The sequence below is a fragment of the Eremococcus coleocola DSM 15696 genome (assembly GCF_000428865.1).
Lineage (GTDB): Bacteria > Bacillota > Bacilli > Lactobacillales > Aerococcaceae > Eremococcus > Eremococcus coleocola.
Map to the genome: position 1 here is coordinate 53,960 of NZ_AUAT01000005.1, position 18,403 is coordinate 72,362.

The 18,403-nt window shown below is 40.0% G+C and carries 17 protein-coding genes; 1 reads left to right on the forward strand and 16 read right to left on the reverse strand.

Going from position 1 to position 18,403, the window contains the following annotated elements; translation table 11 throughout:
• Positions 1 to 2: 2 nt before the first annotated feature.
• The 13 genes from G396_RS0101750 to mnmE all read right to left on the reverse strand — a co-directional run bounded on the left by G396_RS0101750 (position 3) and on the right by mnmE (position 13,457).
• Positions 3 to 1,352, reverse strand: a complete 1,350-nt coding sequence (locus tag G396_RS0101750) for a D-alanyl-D-alanine carboxypeptidase family protein (RefSeq protein ID WP_006418949.1) — start codon at positions 1,350 to 1,352, stop codon at positions 3 to 5.
• Positions 1,353 to 1,525: 173 nt separating this feature from the next.
• Positions 1,526 to 3,007: an IMP dehydrogenase gene (gene guaB / locus G396_RS0101755; protein ID WP_006418757.1), complete on the reverse strand. Its 1,482-nt coding sequence runs from the start codon at positions 3,005 to 3,007 to the stop codon at positions 1,526 to 1,528.
• A gap of 92 nt (positions 3,008 to 3,099) precedes the next feature.
• Positions 3,100 to 4,125 carry a Gfo/Idh/MocA family oxidoreductase gene (locus G396_RS0101760; protein WP_028124856.1) on the reverse strand — a complete coding sequence of 342 codons (1,026 nt, stop codon included), beginning with the start codon at positions 4,123 to 4,125 and terminating at the stop codon, positions 3,100 to 3,102.
• A gap of 77 nt (positions 4,126 to 4,202) precedes the next feature.
• Positions 4,203 to 5,042: a DUF1129 domain-containing protein gene (locus G396_RS09860; protein WP_051221055.1), complete on the reverse strand. Its 840-nt coding sequence runs from the start codon at positions 5,040 to 5,042 to the stop codon at positions 4,203 to 4,205.
• A gap of 15 nt (positions 5,043 to 5,057) precedes the next feature.
• Entirely contained in the window at positions 5,058 to 6,158 is a 1,101-nt protein-coding gene (ychF, locus tag G396_RS0101770) for a redox-regulated ATPase YchF (RefSeq protein WP_028124857.1), read from the reverse strand.
• Between the two features lie 24 nt (positions 6,159 to 6,182).
• Positions 6,183 to 6,392: a DUF951 domain-containing protein gene (locus G396_RS0101775; RefSeq protein WP_006418745.1), complete on the reverse strand. Its 210-nt coding sequence runs from the start codon at positions 6,390 to 6,392 to the stop codon at positions 6,183 to 6,185.
• 27 nt (positions 6,393 to 6,419) lie between these two features.
• Positions 6,420 to 7,313, reverse strand: coding sequence for a ParB/RepB/Spo0J family partition protein (locus tag G396_RS0101780; RefSeq protein ID WP_006418805.1), 894 nt, complete (start codon positions 7,311 to 7,313; stop codon positions 6,420 to 6,422).
• The gene (locus G396_RS0101785; RefSeq protein WP_006418873.1) at positions 7,306 to 8,067 is read right to left on the reverse strand and encodes a ParA family protein; all 762 of its coding nucleotides are present in this window, start codon (positions 8,065 to 8,067) and stop codon (positions 7,306 to 7,308) included. Before G396_RS0101785 ends, G396_RS0101780 begins: the two co-directional genes overlap by 8 nt.
• 13 nt (positions 8,068 to 8,080) lie before the next feature.
• Complete coding sequence (rsmG, locus tag G396_RS0101790) at positions 8,081 to 8,800, reverse strand: 16S rRNA (guanine(527)-N(7))-methyltransferase RsmG (protein ID WP_028124858.1); 720 nt, start codon at positions 8,798 to 8,800, stop codon at positions 8,081 to 8,083.
• A gap of 199 nt (positions 8,801 to 8,999) precedes the next feature.
• Positions 9,000 to 9,659, reverse strand: a complete 660-nt coding sequence (locus G396_RS0101795; RefSeq protein ID WP_028124859.1) for a DNA alkylation repair protein — start codon at positions 9,657 to 9,659, stop codon at positions 9,000 to 9,002.
• Complete coding sequence (mnmG, locus tag G396_RS0101800) at positions 9,660 to 11,576, reverse strand: tRNA uridine-5-carboxymethylaminomethyl(34) synthesis enzyme MnmG (RefSeq protein WP_028124860.1); 1,917 nt, start codon at positions 11,574 to 11,576, stop codon at positions 9,660 to 9,662. It lies immediately after the preceding gene.
• Between the two features lie 15 nt (positions 11,577 to 11,591).
• Positions 11,592 to 12,068, reverse strand: a complete 477-nt coding sequence (locus tag G396_RS0101805; protein WP_028124861.1) for an NUDIX hydrolase — start codon at positions 12,066 to 12,068, stop codon at positions 11,592 to 11,594.
• 9 nt (positions 12,069 to 12,077) lie between these two features.
• Positions 12,078 to 13,457, reverse strand: coding sequence for a tRNA uridine-5-carboxymethylaminomethyl(34) synthesis GTPase MnmE (gene mnmE / locus G396_RS0101810; protein ID WP_028124862.1), 1,380 nt, complete (start codon positions 13,455 to 13,457; stop codon positions 12,078 to 12,080).
• Positions 13,458 to 13,833: 376 nt separating this feature from the next.
• Between mnmE and G396_RS0101815 the strand changes: the two genes are divergently transcribed.
• Positions 13,834 to 14,874 carry a serine hydrolase gene (locus G396_RS0101815; RefSeq protein WP_006418972.1) on the forward strand — a complete coding sequence of 347 codons (1,041 nt, stop codon included), beginning with the start codon at positions 13,834 to 13,836 and terminating at the stop codon, positions 14,872 to 14,874.
• Positions 14,875 to 14,946: 72 nt separating this feature from the next.
• Here the strand turns inward: G396_RS0101815 and G396_RS0101820 are convergent, their stop codons facing one another.
• The 3 genes from G396_RS0101820 to G396_RS0101830 are packed head-to-tail and all read right to left on the reverse strand — an operon-like array spanning position 14,947 to position 18,331.
• Complete coding sequence (locus tag G396_RS0101820; protein WP_028124863.1) at positions 14,947 to 16,140, reverse strand: GerMN domain-containing protein; 1,194 nt, start codon at positions 16,138 to 16,140, stop codon at positions 14,947 to 14,949.
• A gap of 30 nt (positions 16,141 to 16,170) precedes the next feature.
• Positions 16,171 to 17,397 (reverse strand): hypothetical protein, encoded by a 1,227-nt coding sequence (locus G396_RS0101825; RefSeq protein ID WP_028124864.1) that lies wholly within the window; start codon positions 17,395 to 17,397, stop codon positions 16,171 to 16,173.
• Positions 17,378 to 18,331, reverse strand: a complete 954-nt coding sequence (locus G396_RS0101830) for a glycosyltransferase family 2 protein (protein ID WP_028124865.1) — start codon at positions 18,329 to 18,331, stop codon at positions 17,378 to 17,380. The genes G396_RS0101825 and G396_RS0101830 overlap by 20 nt, the downstream gene beginning before the upstream one ends.
• Between the last annotated feature and the right edge of the window lie 72 nt (positions 18,332 to 18,403).

The following is an 18,403-nucleotide window of genomic DNA, read 5'->3' on the forward strand; positions in this document are numbered from 1 at the left end:
CTCTAATTAAATAAGTTAATGAAGAAGGCTCTCAGCTCCCGCATCAGGTCATCAAAACCAGCTTTCAAACTCCGCCAGAATTTAATCCAAGCTGAGGCCTCTTCGATATCTTCTGCCACCACAATATCAGTCGCATTTCCCTTAGCCGATGGTAGTGAAGCCAATGGCTCACTCTTTTGGGCTTTGACTTGCATCTGGCCTACCACGGTTTTATGATTAACCGGAGCGACTAGGAAACCAGCTGGATTAAAATATTGATAATCAGGTAAAAATTCATAACTTAACTGAGGCGCTGTATCAATAATTGGAACCACCAGATTAAAATCTTGGACATATTTGAAAGCCGTGGTGGTTTCGACCCCACCTTGGACCCGAGTCTGATTAATATGGTCTGCTGGGTCCCCCGCCTTCGCAATGGCTTCTAAACGATAGGCTGAAAAGCTTTGATTAAATAGGTCTATCATATCTTGATACATAGCTACTGGGTCTTCTTGGCCTAAACTGATTCCAATCACTCTTAAGCCATCTTTTTCAGCAGTGGCTACTATTGACGCTTGGGCTTCATGGGAGTCATCCACCATTAAACCATCGGCCAAATCATAGTTATACTCACCACCCGAAACCAGTAAATTAGCATTATTCATATCAAAGGCATCATCACTGTCTTTCACAAAGACATCCACATCTTTTTGACTATAATTTAAGATATCAGGATAAACATCCATCAAATGATAGACAATCGTCGCCACGACCTCGGTCGACATCCGATTGACTTCTTTATTTTTCTCACGGTCATCTGTATAAGGCGCATACGAGTCATTAATTTGTGTCTGGGTCATACCAGTTGCATTGAAGATTTCAAAATCATTCAAATGCCACTGACTCAGTTGCTGGCGCATCAATTCAACAAATTTACCCTCATCCGGCTCAATTAATTGGGCCAGAGCTAGGGTGGCACCATTTGCAGACTGAATGACCACCGCTTGGATTAAGTCTTCCACCTTATATGGATAATCTTGACGGAGGGGAACATTGTTAATATCGTAATTTTGGCTAATATAAAATGCCTGATCAGAAATGGGTACCTCGGTATCCATCGAAATATTCCCTTGTTTGACAGCATCCAACACCAAATAAAGAGTTAATAATTTACTTAAATCACCAACTTCAACCAATTTATCTGTGTTTTGTTCAAAAAGTATCTGCCCATTATGGCCTTCAATGACCATGGCAGATAGATCTTGGTCCACATTAAAGTTATCAAATCGGGCTTGAGCAAATGTTGTAAGGGGGGAAATAAATATGGTTATGATTACACTGACAAGGGTTAACCATTGATAAATTCGTGCCATTTCAAGCCTCTCTTTCCTAATTACTTAACTTTTATTGTAGCATGTTTTGCAAAAGCATAACATGCTTTATTCAAATTGTTATAAAAAGGCAAAATCTAGCCTTTAATTCCAAAAAAGAAGCGGGCAAACCGCATGAAAACCAGAGATTTTCTACTGCTTGCCCGCTCCCAAATCTATTGACGTGAATAATTTGGTGCTTCCTTGGTAATGTTAACATCGTGGGGATGAGACTCAATGAGTCCAGCTCCTGACATCCGAATAAATTGAGCTTCTTCTCGTAACTCGGCTAAGTTTGCCGCACCCACATAACCCATACCTGACCGGATGCCCCCAACCATTTGGAAGACAATATCTTGGACACTTCCCTTATAAGCGACCCGGCCTTCGATTCCTTCAGGAACTAATTTATTGGCTTCAGTTTGTGATTGGAAATACCGGTCACTTGATCCTTTTTCCATGGCTGCTAGAGACCCCATGCCCCGGTATGATTTGAACCGCCGACCTTGATAAATTTCAAATTCACCTGGCGATTCATCGGTACCAGCCAACATAGATCCCATCATCACCGCATGACCCCCAGCTGCCATAGCCTTGACCATGTCGCCAGAATATTTAATTCCACCATCCGCAATAATGGTCTTACCAAATTCTTTAGCAGCATGGGCGGCATCATAAACCGCGGTTAATTGTGGTACACCAACACCGGCAACTACCCGGGTAGTACAAATAGAACCAGGACCAATCCCAACTTTAACCACATCTACTCCTGCTTCAAATAGGGCTTTGGCGCCTTCATAAGTGGCTACGTTGCCTGCAATAATGGTTACTTCTGGGAAGGTTTTGCGAATTTGAGCAATTTTACGGAGGACTCCGGCAGAATGACCATGAGCGGTATCCACAACAATGGCATCCACTTGAGCTTGAACTAAAGCTTCAGCTCGTTCAAAGGTATCATTGGTGATTCCAACCGCGGCAGCAACCAATAAACGTCCGTGTTGGTCCTTAGCCGCATTCGGAAACTCAATTACCTTTTCAATATCTTTAATGGTAATTAAACCAGATAATTTACCTTCTTGATCAACCAAGGGTAATTTTTCAATCCGGTATCGATCTAAAATATGTTCGGCTTCCTCTAAGGACGTCCCAACTGGAGCGGTAATTAACTCTTCTTTAGGTGTCATCACATTTTCAATGGCTTGGTCAAAATTTTTGATAAAGCGCATATCCCGGTTGGTAATGATTCCCACCAAGGTCAAATCACTTTCAGAGGCTACCAAGGGCACCCCAGAAATCCGATAACGACCCATCAATTCTTCAGCTTCTCGGACCATATGTTGGGGCGTTAAATAGAAAGGATCTAAAATAACCCCATTTTCTGACCGTTTAACTTTACGAACTTCTTCTGCTTGGGCTGCAATCGACATATTTTTATGAATAACGCCTAAGCCTCCTTGACGCGCCATCGCAATCGCCATTGGTGCTTCGGTCACGGTATCCATACTAGCTGAAATAATCGGCACATTTAATTTCAAATTGGGTGCTAATTCAACGGATAAGTCTACATCATTCGGTAAAACGTCACTCTTAGCGGGAACCAATAACACATCATCAAAAGTATAACCTTCACGGGCAAATTTGCTTTCCCAAGCAGTCATTCAATCGACCTCCTATAATAATTAATTTGCTGCTTTGAATATTTTATCTAAAGTACCACTTTTATGATAAGGCTTCAAGTGATTTCTAAACTTTATTTAAGATTTGCTGTAATCTGTTCGAGTAAATCAATTTGGGTGAGGGTTTCTTGGTCTTTGACCAGCTTGGCCTGGCCATGAACTAGACTTTGGTATACTCCATCATAAATTCGGCCATAATCACCCACTTCTGAAATAACCTTCTCTTCATGGTAATTGTCTTGGTCATCAACATAAGTGAGCGTCCCATAATGTTCTGGTAAATCCACCCCAAAATCTTCATGACCTGGACCTGGTAAATAAAATAATTTCAAATGTTCTTCTTGTCGGTCTTTGCTGGCTTTCACAAACATTCCTTTAGAGCCATAAGCAACAAAAGATGGACGTGCTTTAATTCTAAAGTAAGAAGACTTGACCGAAACCTTCAAAGGGAAGTCATAATACATATCTACATCAAAATAATCATTCATTCTACCAGATCCCAATAACTGTTTAACATCATAATGGACCGCTTGCGGCCGACCAAAATAAGAAATCACCTGGTCTAGGGTATGACAAGCATGCCCATAAACAAAAGAATTAATCCGCTCATAGTGGTCAACTGATTGGGGCGTTTGCGGGCGGAAATAATCAAAAGACATTTCAATCTCATGCAGGTCACCAAGTTTACCACTTTCAATGACTTTTTGTAGGGTTAAAAAGTCCGAATCAAACCGTCGATTTTGGTAGGCTTGAATAAATAGACCCTTGGCTTGGGCTAAGTCAAATAAGTCTTGGGCTTCCTGGCGGGTTTCGGTGAAAGGTTTTTCTAAGAGAACATTTTTTCCTGCTTCTAAAGTTTCTTTCGCCAGTTGAAAATGGGTAGGTGAAGGGGTGGTAATCACCACCAAATCAATCTCTGGATCTTGATAAATAGTCTGGAGATCATGGACATAATTAACACCCGGAATGGGCATCCAAGTTCCTTTATTCGTTCTTGAGTAAATTGTTTTAACCTTAAAGGTGTCGGTCCGAGTCAATACAAAGGGTAAATGATAGCGATTAGTTGATTTACCATTCCCAATATAAGCTAGTGTTAACATAAGTTCCTCCTTACTAACTTTGAAAAAAGAACCAGACCACGACTTTCAAACTGGGTGGGCTAGTTCTCTATATAAGTTTAAAAAACAGTTCCTTTGATATTTAACTTTTTCTTTAGGTAGAATCGTAATGCCAAAGTGACTGCCCCTAGGACAATATAAACTGTACTTGGTAAGATTGGATTAATCACTTTTGGTAACAAGGCTCCGGAGAAGGAGACTGCCGCAAACCAAAGCATCATCGTTGAAACTGAAATCAAGAAATAACGACCGTAACCTTTTTGCCCCTTAGGCGCATCAGGATTCGGCAAGTTTTTGGCGGTCATCATCATAGCAAAACCAGCCACTAAATAATTCAAGATTAAGGTGATGATGCCCATATGCACAGCATTGGGAGCCTGTTGGGGCCGCATCATAGAAAGACCCGTTAAAAGGGTAAAGACAGAGCCTAATAAGAGGGCACCATCCAAGAATAATAACTTGTCTTCTGATTGTTCCTTGCTATCCGTTTCCACCTTAAGGTCTTTACCACTAATGGATTGGATGACCTCTGTGGGAGTGCCATAAATTTGTTTAGCTGTTTGGCCACTTTTTTGGCCGTCTAATAGGGTCTCTACCATCTCTTGGTAAACATTACCCCGCACTTCATAATGAGTATCTTGGGCTAAGTGGCGATCAATGGTCTTCATAAACTGTTGGTTCTTCTTAGTTAATTGGAAGAAATCTTGGTTAGGGACACCTGCTAAAACTTGGGCCGCTTGGTCAAGGGCCGCTTGGACTTCTGGTTCAACCCCAACTTGGTCTTCATTTTCAACTTCTGCATCTACCAATTCAACTTCTTCCACCGTGGCTGCCGGTCCTTCTAATTGTTCTTGGCTATCTTCCACGTCTTGCTTTACTTTAAATTGTTCTTCGGTCATCCTGATCCTCCTTAATTAAACATTAAATCTAAAGAGCATAATGTCGCCATCTTTAACTACATATTCCTTACCTTCAGATCGATAATGGCCTGCTTCTTTGGCTGCTTGAACAGACCCATAAACCATTAAATCATCATAATGGAGGGTTTCGGTGCGGATAAAACCTCGTTCAAAGTCAGTATGGATAATACCAGCAGCTTGGGGAGCCTTCATACCTTGTTTAAAGGTCCAAGCTCTTACTTCTTGCTCCCCAGCAGTGAAATAAGTTCCTAAACCTAATAAGTGATAGGTTGCCTGAATCAAACGGTCTAAACCAGATTCAGGCATCCCAAAGTCTTCTAAGAAAGCCGCTTTTTCCTGATCATCTAAGACGGCAATTTCTTCTTCTAAAGAGGCACACACAGGTACGACTTCAGCTCCTTGACTGGCCGCTAATTCTTGGACTTGAGCTAGGAATGGATTGGCTGATGGATCCGCCACCTCTTCTTCACCAATATTGGCAACATACAGCATTTTTTTTCGGGTTAGTAAGAAGAGGTTACGAACGATTGGTTCTTGTTCTTTAGTGAATTCTAAGGCATTTGCCATTTGGTTGGCTTCCAAACCAGCTTTTAGTTTGGTTAACACTTCTAACTCTGCCATGGCCTCTGCATCTTTGGTCTTGGCTTGTTTTTCTACCCGGCCAATCCGTTTATCAATGGATTCTAAGTCAGCCAAGATTAATTCCAAATTAATCGTTTCAATATCAGAGATAGGATCAACTTTACCCGAAACGTGGGTAATATTCCCATCTTCAAAACAACGAACTACATGACAAATGGCATCCACTTGCCGGATATTAGACAAGAATTTATTTCCTAAACCTTCCCCCTTTGAAGCCCCTTTAACAATACCGGCAATATCAGTAAATTCAAAGGTAGTCGCAACGGTTTTCTTAGGGTTAACAATTTTGGTAATATCATCCAGACGTTTATCTGGAACTTCTACCACCCCAACATTAGGGTCAATCGTAGCAAAAGGATAGTTAGCGGCCTCAACACCAGCTTTGGTAATGGCATTAAATAAAGTTGACTTACCCACATTGGGTAGACCAACAATTCCTGCGGTTAATGGCATGAATTCACACTCTTTCTTTCTAAATTAAGCTTCACTTGAATCTTGATGTTTAACCAAGACTTTTTTTAATTTCTTATCGAAATCTCTCCGGGTCAGGGTCACCACGTGTTGACAATTTTCACAGCGGATTCGAATATCCATTCCCATCCGGATAATCTGCCAGCGATTGCTTTGACAGGCATGGGGTTTCTTCATTTCAACGATATCAAATTTATCATAGTCCTTACTTGGCATCCTGGCTTCCTTCTTTCTGTCTTTAAATTATAACTGAATATCTAATAAATCTAAAATCCGAATTAAGTCTGATTCGGATAAAAATTCAATTTCAATCTTGCCCCGGTCCCCTTTTTGCTGGATTCGAGTCTGAGTCCCAAAATAGTCTTGCATTTGTTCTTCGATGGCTAAAATATGGGCTGATTTTACTTTGGCTTTTTTATTTTTTATTTCAGCTTCTTTGGCTGATTTTTCCTTGGCTTGGTTACTACTTTGAACCAATTCTTCCAACTGTCGTACAGTTAAATTGCCAGCAATGACTTTTTTAGCCAAAGCGACCATTTTAGACTTATCCTTTAATCCCAATAAGGTTCGAGCCTGACCCATGGATAATTGATCTTGACTGACCATTTGCTTAATTTCTTCTGGTAAGCTTAGGAGTCTTAAATAATTTGCAATATAAGGTCGACTTTTACCAATGCGTTCCGCCACTTGAGCCTGGGTTAAATTTAATTTATCCATAAAAATACTATAGGCTTCCGCTTCTTCTAAGGGACTTAAATCTTCACGTTGCAGGTTTTCTACCACGGCGATTTCAATCATAGCCTCTTCATCTAATTGACGGACAATGGCTGGAATCGTTTCTCGACCCGCAAGACGACTGGCCCGTACCCGCCGCTCACCAGCAATCAGTTCATACCCCTTAATGGAAGACTGACGCACAATTATCGGTTGGAAAACCCCTGACTGTTTAATGGATTCTGCTAATTCTTGTAAAGCTTCTTCATTGAAATGCTTACGGGGTTGGTAGGGATTAGGTCGAATGTCAGCTAAATCAATTTCTTCAACCACTTCATTTTCGCCTGGGGTATCTTCAAAATTAGAAAATAGGGCATCCATTCCCCGGCCCAAAGACCGACTACGTTTTGTATTCTTAGGCATTAGCAATCACTTCCTTTGCAAGTTCCAAATAGCGTTCCGCTCCCCGGGATTTACGGTCATAATCAATGATGGAAAGACCATAAGATGGGGCTTCTGATAAGCGTACATTCCTTGGAATCATAGTTTGATAGACTTTTTCTTGGAAATACTTACGGACTTCTTCCACCACTTCAAAGCCTAAATTTGTCCGCGCATCCAACATGGTGATTAAGACACCTTCAATCCGGAAGTCTCGGTTATAATTCTTTTGGACCAAACGGATAGTATTTAAGAGCTGAGTTAAGCCTTCCATGGCATAATATTCTGCTTGCACTGGAATTAAGATGGTATGACTAGCCGTGAAGGCATTAATCGATAGTTGGCCTAATGAAGGTGGACAATCAATCAAGATAAAATCATAATCTGCTTCCACTGGAGCTAAGGCTTCTTTTAAGCGATTTTGCCGATTTTTAACTCCCACTAATTCTAGTTCGATGGCGGCTAATTGAATAGTTGATGGTACAATCCATAGATTTTCCCGACTAGTCGGTAAAATAACCTCTTGGATTGGAATTTGATCAATTAAGACTTCATAGAGACTTTGGTCCACATCCCCGCGATGAACGCCTAAACCAGATGTGGCATTGCCTTGGGAGTCACTATCAACGAGTAGGACCTTCTTTCCCAGACTGGCTAAGCCTGCACCTAAATTAACTGTAGTAGTGGTTTTACCCACCCCACCTTTTTGGTTACCGACTGCAATAATTTTTCCCATGAGGTCCTCCTTCTTACTTCAACGGTTGCTTAGCAGGTTTACCTGCCTTACGTGGATACTTATTCGGTGTGTCTAAAGTTTTCTTAATGACCACAATTGTCCGTTCATCCCCTTGACCCGGTAAGACGTCTGAAAGAACATCCTCTAACTTAGCGCCAAGAACTTTGATTGCAGCTTGGGCTTGATCAATTTCTGTTTGGGTCTTTTGGGCCTTTAAGGCAAGAAAATAACCGCCTTTTTTAGCAAAAGGTAGGCAGTATTCAGCAAGCACATTGAGTTGGGCCACGGCCCGGGCAGTGACTAGATCAAAATTTTGCCGATAATGTTTATCTTGTCCTAGATCCTCTGCTCGACCATGTAGGGCCTGAACTTGATCTAGACCTAAAGCTTCCACTAATACTTCAAGAAATTTAATCCGTTTATTTAATGAATCAACAATTGTGACCCTTAAACCTGGTTGGGCAATTGCTAGCGGAATACTAGGAAAGCCCGCCCCGGCGCCTATGTCAATCAAAGCCTTATCGGCTTGAATCTTGTCGGTTAACCACAAGGGAGCCAAGGAATCATAAAAGTGTTTTAAATAGACTTCCTTTTGCTCGGTTATCGCAGTGAGATTAATCTTTTGGTTCCACTCTACTAAGAATTGATAATAGCTTTCAAATTGTTGGATTTGTCGTGAATCTAAGTTAATTCCCTTGGCGTCCAAGGCCTCTACAAATTCTTCTGGGGTCATCCAAATCCTCCTTTTCTTTTGTGAAACAAAAATGTTTCACGTCTCTTCTACTTTACATTAAATACAGCTTTTTAGCAATGAAAATTCCTTATTTTTATTAGGATTTACAAAGCATTTGACTAGCTGGCTAGTTAAGCTCCTGCAGCGAAAAATTCAAAAAAGCCAGAAGCAAAATAGATTCGCTCCTGGTTTTTCAATTTTATAGGTATTTACTTGCTTCCCGCCTGGCTAAACTTGATAAGTCAACTTCATGACGGTTTAAATAATCAGCCACCCAGCTTGGATTGGTCTTTGAGTACTCCCGTAAGGACCAGCCGATAGCTTTTTGGATAAAGAATTCCTCATCAGCTAAGTTAGAAGCCAAAACTTGTTCCAGATCAACGGTCTGGGTTTTTTCCTTAAAAGTTAATTGACTCAAGATAGCAGCCCGTCTTAACCATAAGTCTTCGGCCTCAGCCCAGGCTAAGATGGTCTCAAAGAGATAAGGATTGCGTTGGATTAGGTGGCCCAAAGGTTTTACTAAATTATCAACCGTATCCCACCAGGATTTACTCACGATCAACTCTCGCAAATGACTTAAATCATCAGGTTGGAGGTAGGCTTGCATCATCCGCAAATAATCAACCGCCAAATACTGGTACTCACGGGCCTCTGCTTGCCAAAGTTGCCGAATACCCTGCCAATCAATCCGCTGACTGGCCTTGGCTGCTTTTAAATGCTTACGGGACAATTCGCGGCGTTCCTGACTTTTAATCCCTAAAAATTCAAACTGGTCCCGCATATAGGCAGCCATGGAAACTTGATTTTCAGGATGAATGTGGTCGTTAAAATCTTGTTGTATGGCTATAATATCTAACATTTAGGCTTCCTCTGGCTGACGACGTTTAATTAAGTCTTTAGGTTGTTGGAGATAGACAGATAGAATCGCAATATCTGCGGGGTTAACCCCTGACACTCGGCTGGCTTGGCCCAATGTAGAAGGGTTAATTAATTTCAGACGGTCACGGGCTTCATTGGCTAAATTACCAATGGCATCCCAATCAATATCATGCGGAATGTGCTTACTTTCCATCCCGGCCATCCGGTCAACTTTACGGAGGGCTTTTTTGATATAGCCAGCATATTTAATTTGGATTTCAACTTGTTGACCTTCTTGACGGTCTAAGACTTGGTCGCGGTCAGGTAATAAGGAAACGAGGTCCCGGTATTTAATTTCAGGGCGTTTCAGTAACTCACTGGCTAAGATACCATCTTTTAAAGGCGCAGAGCCCACCCGGTCAAAGTATTCACTTAGACCCGGGGTATTCGGTGTTAACCGCAAGCCTTCCAAGCGTTTAATTTCATCCTGAACTAAATTAAATTTAGCTTGGTAGGCGGCGTAACGTTCATCCCCAATTAAGCCAATTTGACGGCCTTTTTCGGTTAAGCGTAGGTCAGCATTATCATGCCGTAATAGGAGTCTAAATTCGGCTCGGGAAGTTAACAAACGATAAGGTTCTGTGGTGCCCTTGGTTACCAAGTCATCAATCATGACCCCAATATAGGCTTCGTCCCGACGTAAAATAAAAGGTTCCTTACCTTGGACCTTAAGGGCCGCATTAATGCCGGCCATAATCCCTTGGCCCGCCGCTTCTTCATAACCAGAGGTTCCATTCATTTGACCCGCGGTAAAAAGACCTGGTAACTTCTTCACTTCAAGATTTAAATTTAATTGGTGGGGAATCACCACATCATATTCAATGGCATAACCAGGCCGCATCAAACGAGCCCGTTCCATCCCCTTGACTGAATGCAGCATGTCTAATTGAATTTCTTCTGGCATAGAGGTTGAGAGTCCTTGAACATACATTTCTTTGGTTTCTAGCCCCTCAGGTTCAATAAAGATTTGGTGACGGGGTTTATCTGAAAACCGTACAATTTTATCTTCAATCGATGGACAATAACGTGCACCTACCCCTTCGACCATACCTGAGAACATGGGTGCCCGATCTAAATTCTTACGAATAATTTCATGGGTTTTTTCATTGGTATGGGTTAACCAACATGGGGTTGATTCCGGATTAAAGGCTTCATCTGGCGTTTCATAAGAAAAGTGATTAGGTTCTGTATCGCCTGGTTGAATCTCAGTTTGATCAAAGTCAATAGAATCATAATGAATCCGTGGCGGCGTTCCAGTTTTAAAGCGAGCCAATTCGATGCCTAATTCAAGCAAATTTTCAGACAATTTAATTGAAAGTAAAGTATTATTTGGACCAGAAGAATACTTCAATTCACCAATAATAATCTTACCCCGGGAAGACGTTCCCGCAGTTAAAACTACAGCTTGACTATGATAGATGGCTCCGGTATTAGTCCGTACCCCTTTAACTTTCCCGTCTTCAACGATTAACTCTTCGACTAAACCTTGGTGCAATTCTAAACCGTCTGTATCTTCAATTACTGCCTTCATAGAACGAGCATAGGCAGCCTTATCTGCTTGGGCACGTAAGGCTTGGACCGCTGGTCCTTTTGAGGTGTTTAACATCCGCGTTTGGATTGACGTCCGGTCAATATTCCGGCCCATTTCACCACCCAAGGCATCAATTTCCCGCACGACGACACCTTTTGCAGGGCCACCCACCGAAGGGTTACATGGCATAAAAGCCACCATTTCTAAACTAATGGTTAAAAGTAAGGTTTTACAACCCATCCGGGCTGCGGCTAAGGCTGCTTCAGAGCCTGCATGGCCGGCCCCAACAACAATCACATCGTAATTACCAGCTTGGTAAGTTTGCATAATATTTCCTTTCTGTTAATAAAACGCCACACTATGGTCGGTCAAGTTCCCAGCTGGGTCATAGACAAACTTCGCTGAGAAAAAAGGCTTACGATTGAGAATCCAATCTAGATAAATATAATCCCCCTGCCAGGTCGGCATGGATAAGACTTTATCATAATCGACCCACTGTAAATGGCCCTCATCCGACTCTATTTCTAAATCACCTTCAAAACCGGTCACCCGATAAACAAAACAGTACCAATCACGACCATCATGGGTAAAATCAGGAAAGGTAATTACCCCGACCATGGTCATATCAGTGGCAGTCAGTTGAGTCTCTTCATAGATTTCACGTTTAGCACAGGCTTCGGGACTTTCTCCATCCTCAAATTTACCACCCACACTGACCCATTTACCTTCATGGACATCATTATCTTTTTTATTACGGTAAAGCAAGAGAAGTTGGGACCCATTGTCCAAGTAACAAATCGTCGCTAATTGTGCTTGCATGTGTAGTCCCTACTTTCCTAAACAGAATTGACTAAAGAGCTCATTCAATAATTCATCTTGAACACTATCGCCCGTAATTTCACCGAGTAAATCCCAAGCCCGAGTATAATCAATTTGAATTAAGTCAACCGGCAGCTCCATTGCTACAGCAGACTGCACTTCATCTAAGGCAGCTAGGGCTTGCTTTAATAATTGGGTATGACGACTATTTAAGAGGTAATTTATATCCGTTGATTGGAGTTGTCCTTTAAAGAAGAGGTTAGAAATCTCATCTTCTAAGGCATCTAGGCCAGCTTCTTTTAGCATAGAAGTCTCAATAATAGTAGCAGTGCCACTTAATTCTGCTAAGGCATTCCGGTCAAGCTGGCTTGGTAAATCCTGTTTATTTAATAGAATAATCCGTTTCTTTCCTTGACTAGCCTTTAATAATTCAAGATCCACTTCTTGTAAGTCTTCAGCTTGATTAAGAATTAAAATAACCAAATCAGCCTCTTCCAAAGCCTTGCGGGACCGCTCTACCCCAATTTTTTCAACGACTTCTTCCGTTTGGCGGATACCTGCAGTGTCAATTAATTTCAAAGGAACTCCACGGACATTGACCATTTCTTCAATGGTATCCCGAGTTGTTCCTTCAATATCTGTCACAATCGCTTTATCCCAACCAGTTAAGCGGTTCAATAAGGAAGACTTACCGACATTCGGCCGGCCCACAATAACCGTATTAATGCCTTCCCTAAACAATCGTCCAGACTGGGCCTGTTTTAAGATATGTTGCACTTCTTGACTAATCGCTTGAGCAGTCGTCTTTAATTGCTGTAAAGACATTTCTTCCACATCGTCATATTCAGGATAGTCGATGGTTACTTCGATTTGGGCCAGGGTATTTAACATAGTTTGACGTAAAGACCGAATCTTCTTGGATAAAGAGCCTTGTAATTGATTCATCGAAGCCTGCATGGCCTTGTTGGTCTTAGCTTCAATTAAATCCATCACGGCTTCAGCTTGGGATAAGTCAATCCGTCCATTTAAAAAGGCACGTTTAGTAAATTCACCTGGCTCGGCAAGGCGGGCGCCCATTTGTAAACAGAGATCTAAGATGGCTTGAACCGCCATAATCCCACCATGGCAATTAATTTCAACCACATCTTCTCGTGTATAGGTTTTAGGTGCTCTTAAGAGGGTCACCATCACCTCATCAATCATTTGTTTACTTTCTGGATCAACAATGTGACCATAGTGGATAGTATGAGAGGGTTGAGTCAATAAGTTAACCCCTTTAAAAAGCTGGTTAGCCATGACTAAAGCATCGCCACCACTCATCCGTACAATGCCAATGGCTCCTTCACCCAAGGCTGTGGAAATTGCCGCAATGGTATCGCGTTCGTACACTTTACTTCCTCCTTTATTTTTTCCTTATCTCCATAAAAAAAGTGCCTAAACTAAGCCCACGGTTATTCTTTTGGACTTAGTTAGCACTTTGACTGCCTTCATATATTTGTTTGAATTATACAAAAACCGCTTTCTAATTGCAAGTCCTAATCATTGCCGATATAATATTAATATCAAATATATATAATCACAGTGATTTGTTGTGGTTCTTAAAGTAAAACGACTTATAAACCCAGAAGTTAGGCGAAGTGATTAGCTTAACCTCTATGTCGCAAAACAATTTGTTCCACCCTAATCAACTGTGCGAGAGCAGGCACACCAAGCGAAAATCAGAGGATTTAATGCTTTTGGTCCGCTCTCAGAAGGGAATAGGATCTTGAAAACTAACCACTACTATTATATCGCTTTTATCATCCTCTCCATCTGTGCTGCTACCTTAGCAATTCACCTTAACCATAGTGAACCTTCGGTAAATGTAGCAGAAAACCAAAGTAGTCAAGTTCAAAGTGAACCTGTCACTAGTTCCATTTCTCAGAGTCAACAGCAAAGTTCTGAGGAATTACTGGCAAATGAAGATGAAAGTTTAGACGAATCAATTTATGATGTCGAGCTAATGAAGAAAAATGGGATTGAAGCCATTAATCCTGAAGATTATGCTTCGGTCGATGAAATTATTAATGAACAAATCACTCAATTAGGGATTGATCCTGCAACGGTCAGTATTGCCTTTCATAATTATTTAGATGATCAACGCTATTATCTGAATGAAAATGTCTTCCATAATTCTGCTTCTATCTATAAAGTCCCCCTAGCCGCCATGGTCTTAGACCTTGTCAATTCAGGAGTCTACAGCATGGACTCACAAATCCCATTTCAAGATAGTTATTATCAAGAAGGAGCTGGGGCTATTTCAAATAATGAACTTAGACCCAGTTACTCTATACAAGAACTAATTGATGAAAGTTTAATCCACTCAGATAATACGGCAGCCTGGACTCTGATGATGGGCATTTATGGCGATTTTCCTTCAAGCCGTCAAGCTTTACTTGATTTCTTGAATTATTATGATGTCCCTGATAACTTCTATCAAGATATTTATTTCTCGGCAAATTTAATCGAAATGACCTATGATAAAATAATGAGTGATCCTGCCTACGAATACATTATTACCCAGCTCTCACAAGCTGAACCCCACCAATTATTTACCTCGTATGTTAAAAGTGGGATGGCCAATAAATATGGTCGCTACGAATCGATGGTGAATGATTCTGGTATTTATTATGAAAACGGCCAACCTATCTATTCCTTGGTTATCTTAACCGATGGAGCTGCCTCTGCCGATGTCTTTTTAGAAATGACCAATCTTAATATTAATCAATGGGTCCGTCACCAAGCGGGACTAGACCAAAGAAATTAATTAACTTAGTCAAATTTAAATGCAAAAAACCATTCAAGACCCGTAAAGAAAGGGAGCTTGAATGGTTTTTAGTTAATCTTCAGTTTGACTAGCTTGGTAAATTCCACCTTCAGGATAATCAAAGCTATTTGGCAGTAGACCATTATCATTAACCGTCAGTCTTACTTCTTTGACACCAAAGAAGTAAGCTAAACTATCCACAATTGACTGGATCACAATTTTTTCAGAGGCGGCATTTTGATTAAGGACTGCAACGACTCCTGGACTAAAATCAATGACTGCTTGACCTGAAGCATTCACATATACCGCATTAACTGTGATAGATGTATCAAGTATATTTTCTTGCCGTAAAATTTCTTCAAATGCTTTTGCTAACTGATAGTTCGTTTGCCATGAAAATGAAACCGACTTATGATCTAACTTATCTTGCTCAGTCGCACTGACCCAAGTAATATCATGAACTAACATGACATCTTGCGCATTGGATTGTAAGACTTTCCATTGACCGGATTCTTTTTCCGTTTGGCCAGACCATTGGCCCAGCAAGCCTACATCCTGACCATAATAATTATAAATGATTTGGTTGTCCATGGTAATTTTTACTTCCACCACTTGATCATAGACCTGACCATTGATATTAGCTTTTTGATAGAGTTGACTAATACTTGCTTGGTGTCCTTGGCCATCATAATCCCATGTATTGCCTTGACTAAGTGGGGCACTTAAATAAGTAATCGGGTCCGTTTCACCCGCAGGGGTTGCTTGATCAAGTAAACTTAAATAAGGATTCACCTGATCAGAAATAAAAATTTGTTGATATTGACCTTGACTCGCTTGAATTAGTTCTGTTTCATGCTTTGAACTGAGATGCTCAACCTGCATTAAAGACTTATCTTCATTTTGATAAGTCATATAGGTGGTTTCCTGGTTCAAGCCGTCCGAATAGGTCTTTATTTGATTGGCTTGATAAGGAGCAAAAAGGTCAAAATCAAATTCTGTATCCAAGTTTGCCTTGGTCCAGCCTTGCTTCAAATCTTCTAAACCAATTGTTTGCGTAGTTTTTTCCGCTGGTGAATTATCCTGGCTCTCATCAGCTTGAGAATGGGTATCAACACTTGATTGATTTTTTTCTTGACTTACTTTAGCTTCTATTCTTGCTTGATTTTCCTCACTAATATTAATCATTGGTTGCCGTTTACAGGCAGTCAGACTGATAAGAACAAGCGTAAAGAGGCAAAAATATTTATAATATGGTCCTAACTTCATAATAACCTCCTTATAATCTCATTTAGTATATCATAGTAAGGTTGATTTTTTTAGCTGATTTTGTCTAAAGTTAAGACTATTCAAGCCAGCAAAGTATAGAGCTAAAATAGGAATTATAAAAATTCGATAGGTGAAATAATAATGGTATTGACCATGGTTTTGTAACAAAAAGGTCCAAATAAAAGGCAAAGAAGAAAGTAATATTAAGGGCCATTGTCGGCTTATTTTTTTTAGTTTTATACCATACAATAAAGATAAAATTAAGAGACCCAAGCCTAGAATAAGTAGTAAAAGCAAAGCTTCTTTAGGCAGTAATATTTTAAGTTGTTGTTTAACAATTTCTCCATAAGACCAAGGAGTTTCACTTGAATTCGTTAACGCTCCTGTCCTAATTTCTGCCTGTCTTAATGCATTTTCAAATAAATTTTGCTTTAAAATATAAGAACCTAGAGACCATTTGGCTAACCAGGTAACGCCGTAACCGAACAACCAGGCAAAACCAGAAATGACCAATACCTTTAATTGATACAAGTGCTTACTTTCTTGACGGGCTAACCATGACAACAAAACAATAGCAGGTAGGCCATAAGTTAAGAGTGGGGCTGATAATAAATCAAAATAATTAGTTAAAGATCCGATGATGAGAAATAAATATAAGATAAATAGACTTAAATTTTTACTTGAAGGACCGTATTTTAATAAAATAATCAAGCCTAAATTAGCTAGCACAAATACAGGCGTATACTGTAAAGAAAGTGGAAAAATCCAAAAATGGACTAAAGACCAAGTAAAAGCATAAATTAAAGCATAAAAGAGATTAAACCTTTGTTTAATTTGATCCAATGCTCCATAAAAAATGCCAAAAATCATAAAAATATTAAAATAACGGATACTCTTATAAGAAAAAAATAACAATAGAGGTCTGAGAATAGCAATATCTCCAAGCCAATATCTTACATAGCCTTCATTCCACATAGCAGCTTTAAGCGCTGGAAGTTCCTGAGAATTTAACATTTTTTTATAGATATAATCATCGGTAAAAGTATCTAACTTACTTGCTTCAAACCCGGTTAAAACTAACCAACGTTTTTTTTCGCTGGCAATCGTTTCAAAAGAATCGGTTAATTTAGCTGCTATCCTATCATTTGGAACTTTATAGGCCAAGTATAATAAGAAGATATAAATACCTATGAGGACTATAAATAATAAAAGTAAATAAAGTAAATGATATTTATATTTACGCCAAATGTTTATCATCTTGAGCATCACTTTCTAGGGTGCGAACACGAATATATTGGAGTTCAAATTGCTTCCGCTCTTGTTGGGCGATCACATCTAGAATAATACCTGACACTAAAAGAACCAAGGATGTCAAAGCAACAAATCCTGAAATAATCATGGTTGGAAAGCGCTCAACCAGACCAGTCATTCGGTATTCATCCCAAACTGGTACAAATAAAGCAAGCGAAACAATCGCTAAAATTAAAGCAACCAGTGTAAAGAAAATTAAAGGCTTATAGTTTTTAAACAAACGGGCAATGGTTCTCAGAACACGAAAGCCATCACTATAAGTATTTAATTTTGATTCACTGCCATCGGGACGATCACGGTAATCCACAATCATATTTTGAATGTTTAACTTTTTATCTAAGGCATGAATGGTCATTTCTGTTTCAATTTCAAAACCGGAAGAGAGGACCGGAAAGGTTTTAACAAAAGAATAAGAAAAGGCTCGGTAACCCGTCATAATATCTCGAATTTCATTTTTAAATAAATAATTAATTAGACCACGAACCAAGCGATTACCAAAATTATGAAAAGGACGTTTGTTTTCATTAAAATATGTTGAAGATAAGCGGTCGCCAATCACCATATCGACTTGGTCATTCAATACAGCTGCAACCATACTCCGTGCATTTTCAGCTGGATAGGTATCATCCCCATCAATCATTAAATAAGCATGGGCTTGAATTTCACGAAACATCGCCCGAATGACATTACCTTTACCTTGTTGGGGCACACGACGGACATGTGCACCATGTTCTAAAGCAATCTTCGCTGTATCATCCGTTGAATTATTATCATAAACATAGAAAACCGCTTCGGGTAACTGGCTTTTAAAATCTTGGATAACTTTTCCAATCGTCAAAGCTTCATTATAACAAGGAATTAATACTGCTACTTTATCCATTTCTTTCTCCTATTTCATACTTGTATCTTTAAATTTCTAACCGATTTTATCAGAAATAGACGGCGCCTACAA

Coding starts and splice junctions, on each gene's coding strand:
- G396_RS0101805 (WP_028124861.1), bottom strand. CDS start 12,068: ATGCAAGCACAATTAGCGACGATTTGTTACTTGGACAATGGGTCCCAA.
- ychF (WP_028124857.1), bottom strand. CDS start 6,158: ATGCCATTAACCGCAGGAATTGTTGGTCTACCCAATGTGGGTAAGTCA.
- rsmG (WP_028124858.1), bottom strand. CDS start 8,800: ATGACCCCAGAAGAATTTGTAGAGGCCTTGGACGCCAAGGGAATTAAC.
- G396_RS0101830 (WP_028124865.1), bottom strand. CDS start 18,331: ATGGATAAAGTAGCAGTATTAATTCCTTGTTATAATGAAGCTTTGACG.
- G396_RS09860 (WP_051221055.1), bottom strand. CDS start 5,042: ATGACCGAAGAACAATTTAAAGTAAAGCAAGACGTGGAAGATAGCCAA.
- G396_RS0101760 (WP_028124856.1), bottom strand. CDS start 4,125: ATGTTAACACTAGCTTATATTGGGAATGGTAAATCAACTAATCGCTAT.
- G396_RS0101825 (WP_028124864.1), bottom strand. CDS start 17,397: ATGATAAACATTTGGCGTAAATATAAATATCATTTACTTTATTTACTT.
- G396_RS0101750 (WP_006418949.1), bottom strand. CDS start 1,352: ATGGCACGAATTTATCAATGGTTAACCCTTGTCAGTGTAATCATAACC.
- G396_RS0101775 (WP_006418745.1), bottom strand. CDS start 6,392: ATGCCAAGTAAGGACTATGATAAATTTGATATCGTTGAAATGAAGAAA.
- G396_RS0101780 (WP_006418805.1), bottom strand. CDS start 7,313: ATGCCTAAGAATACAAAACGTAGTCGGTCTTTGGGCCGGGGAATGGAT.
- G396_RS0101820 (WP_028124863.1), bottom strand. CDS start 16,140: ATGAAGTTAGGACCATATTATAAATATTTTTGCCTCTTTACGCTTGTT.
- mnmG (WP_028124860.1), bottom strand. CDS start 11,576: ATGCAAACTTACCAAGCTGGTAATTACGATGTGATTGTTGTTGGGGCC.
- G396_RS0101785 (WP_006418873.1), bottom strand. CDS start 8,067: ATGGGAAAAATTATTGCAGTCGGTAACCAAAAAGGTGGGGTGGGTAAA.
- G396_RS0101795 (WP_028124859.1), bottom strand. CDS start 9,659: ATGTTAGATATTATAGCCATACAACAAGATTTTAACGACCACATTCAT.
- guaB (WP_006418757.1), bottom strand. CDS start 3,007: ATGACTGCTTGGGAAAGCAAATTTGCCCGTGAAGGTTATACTTTTGAT.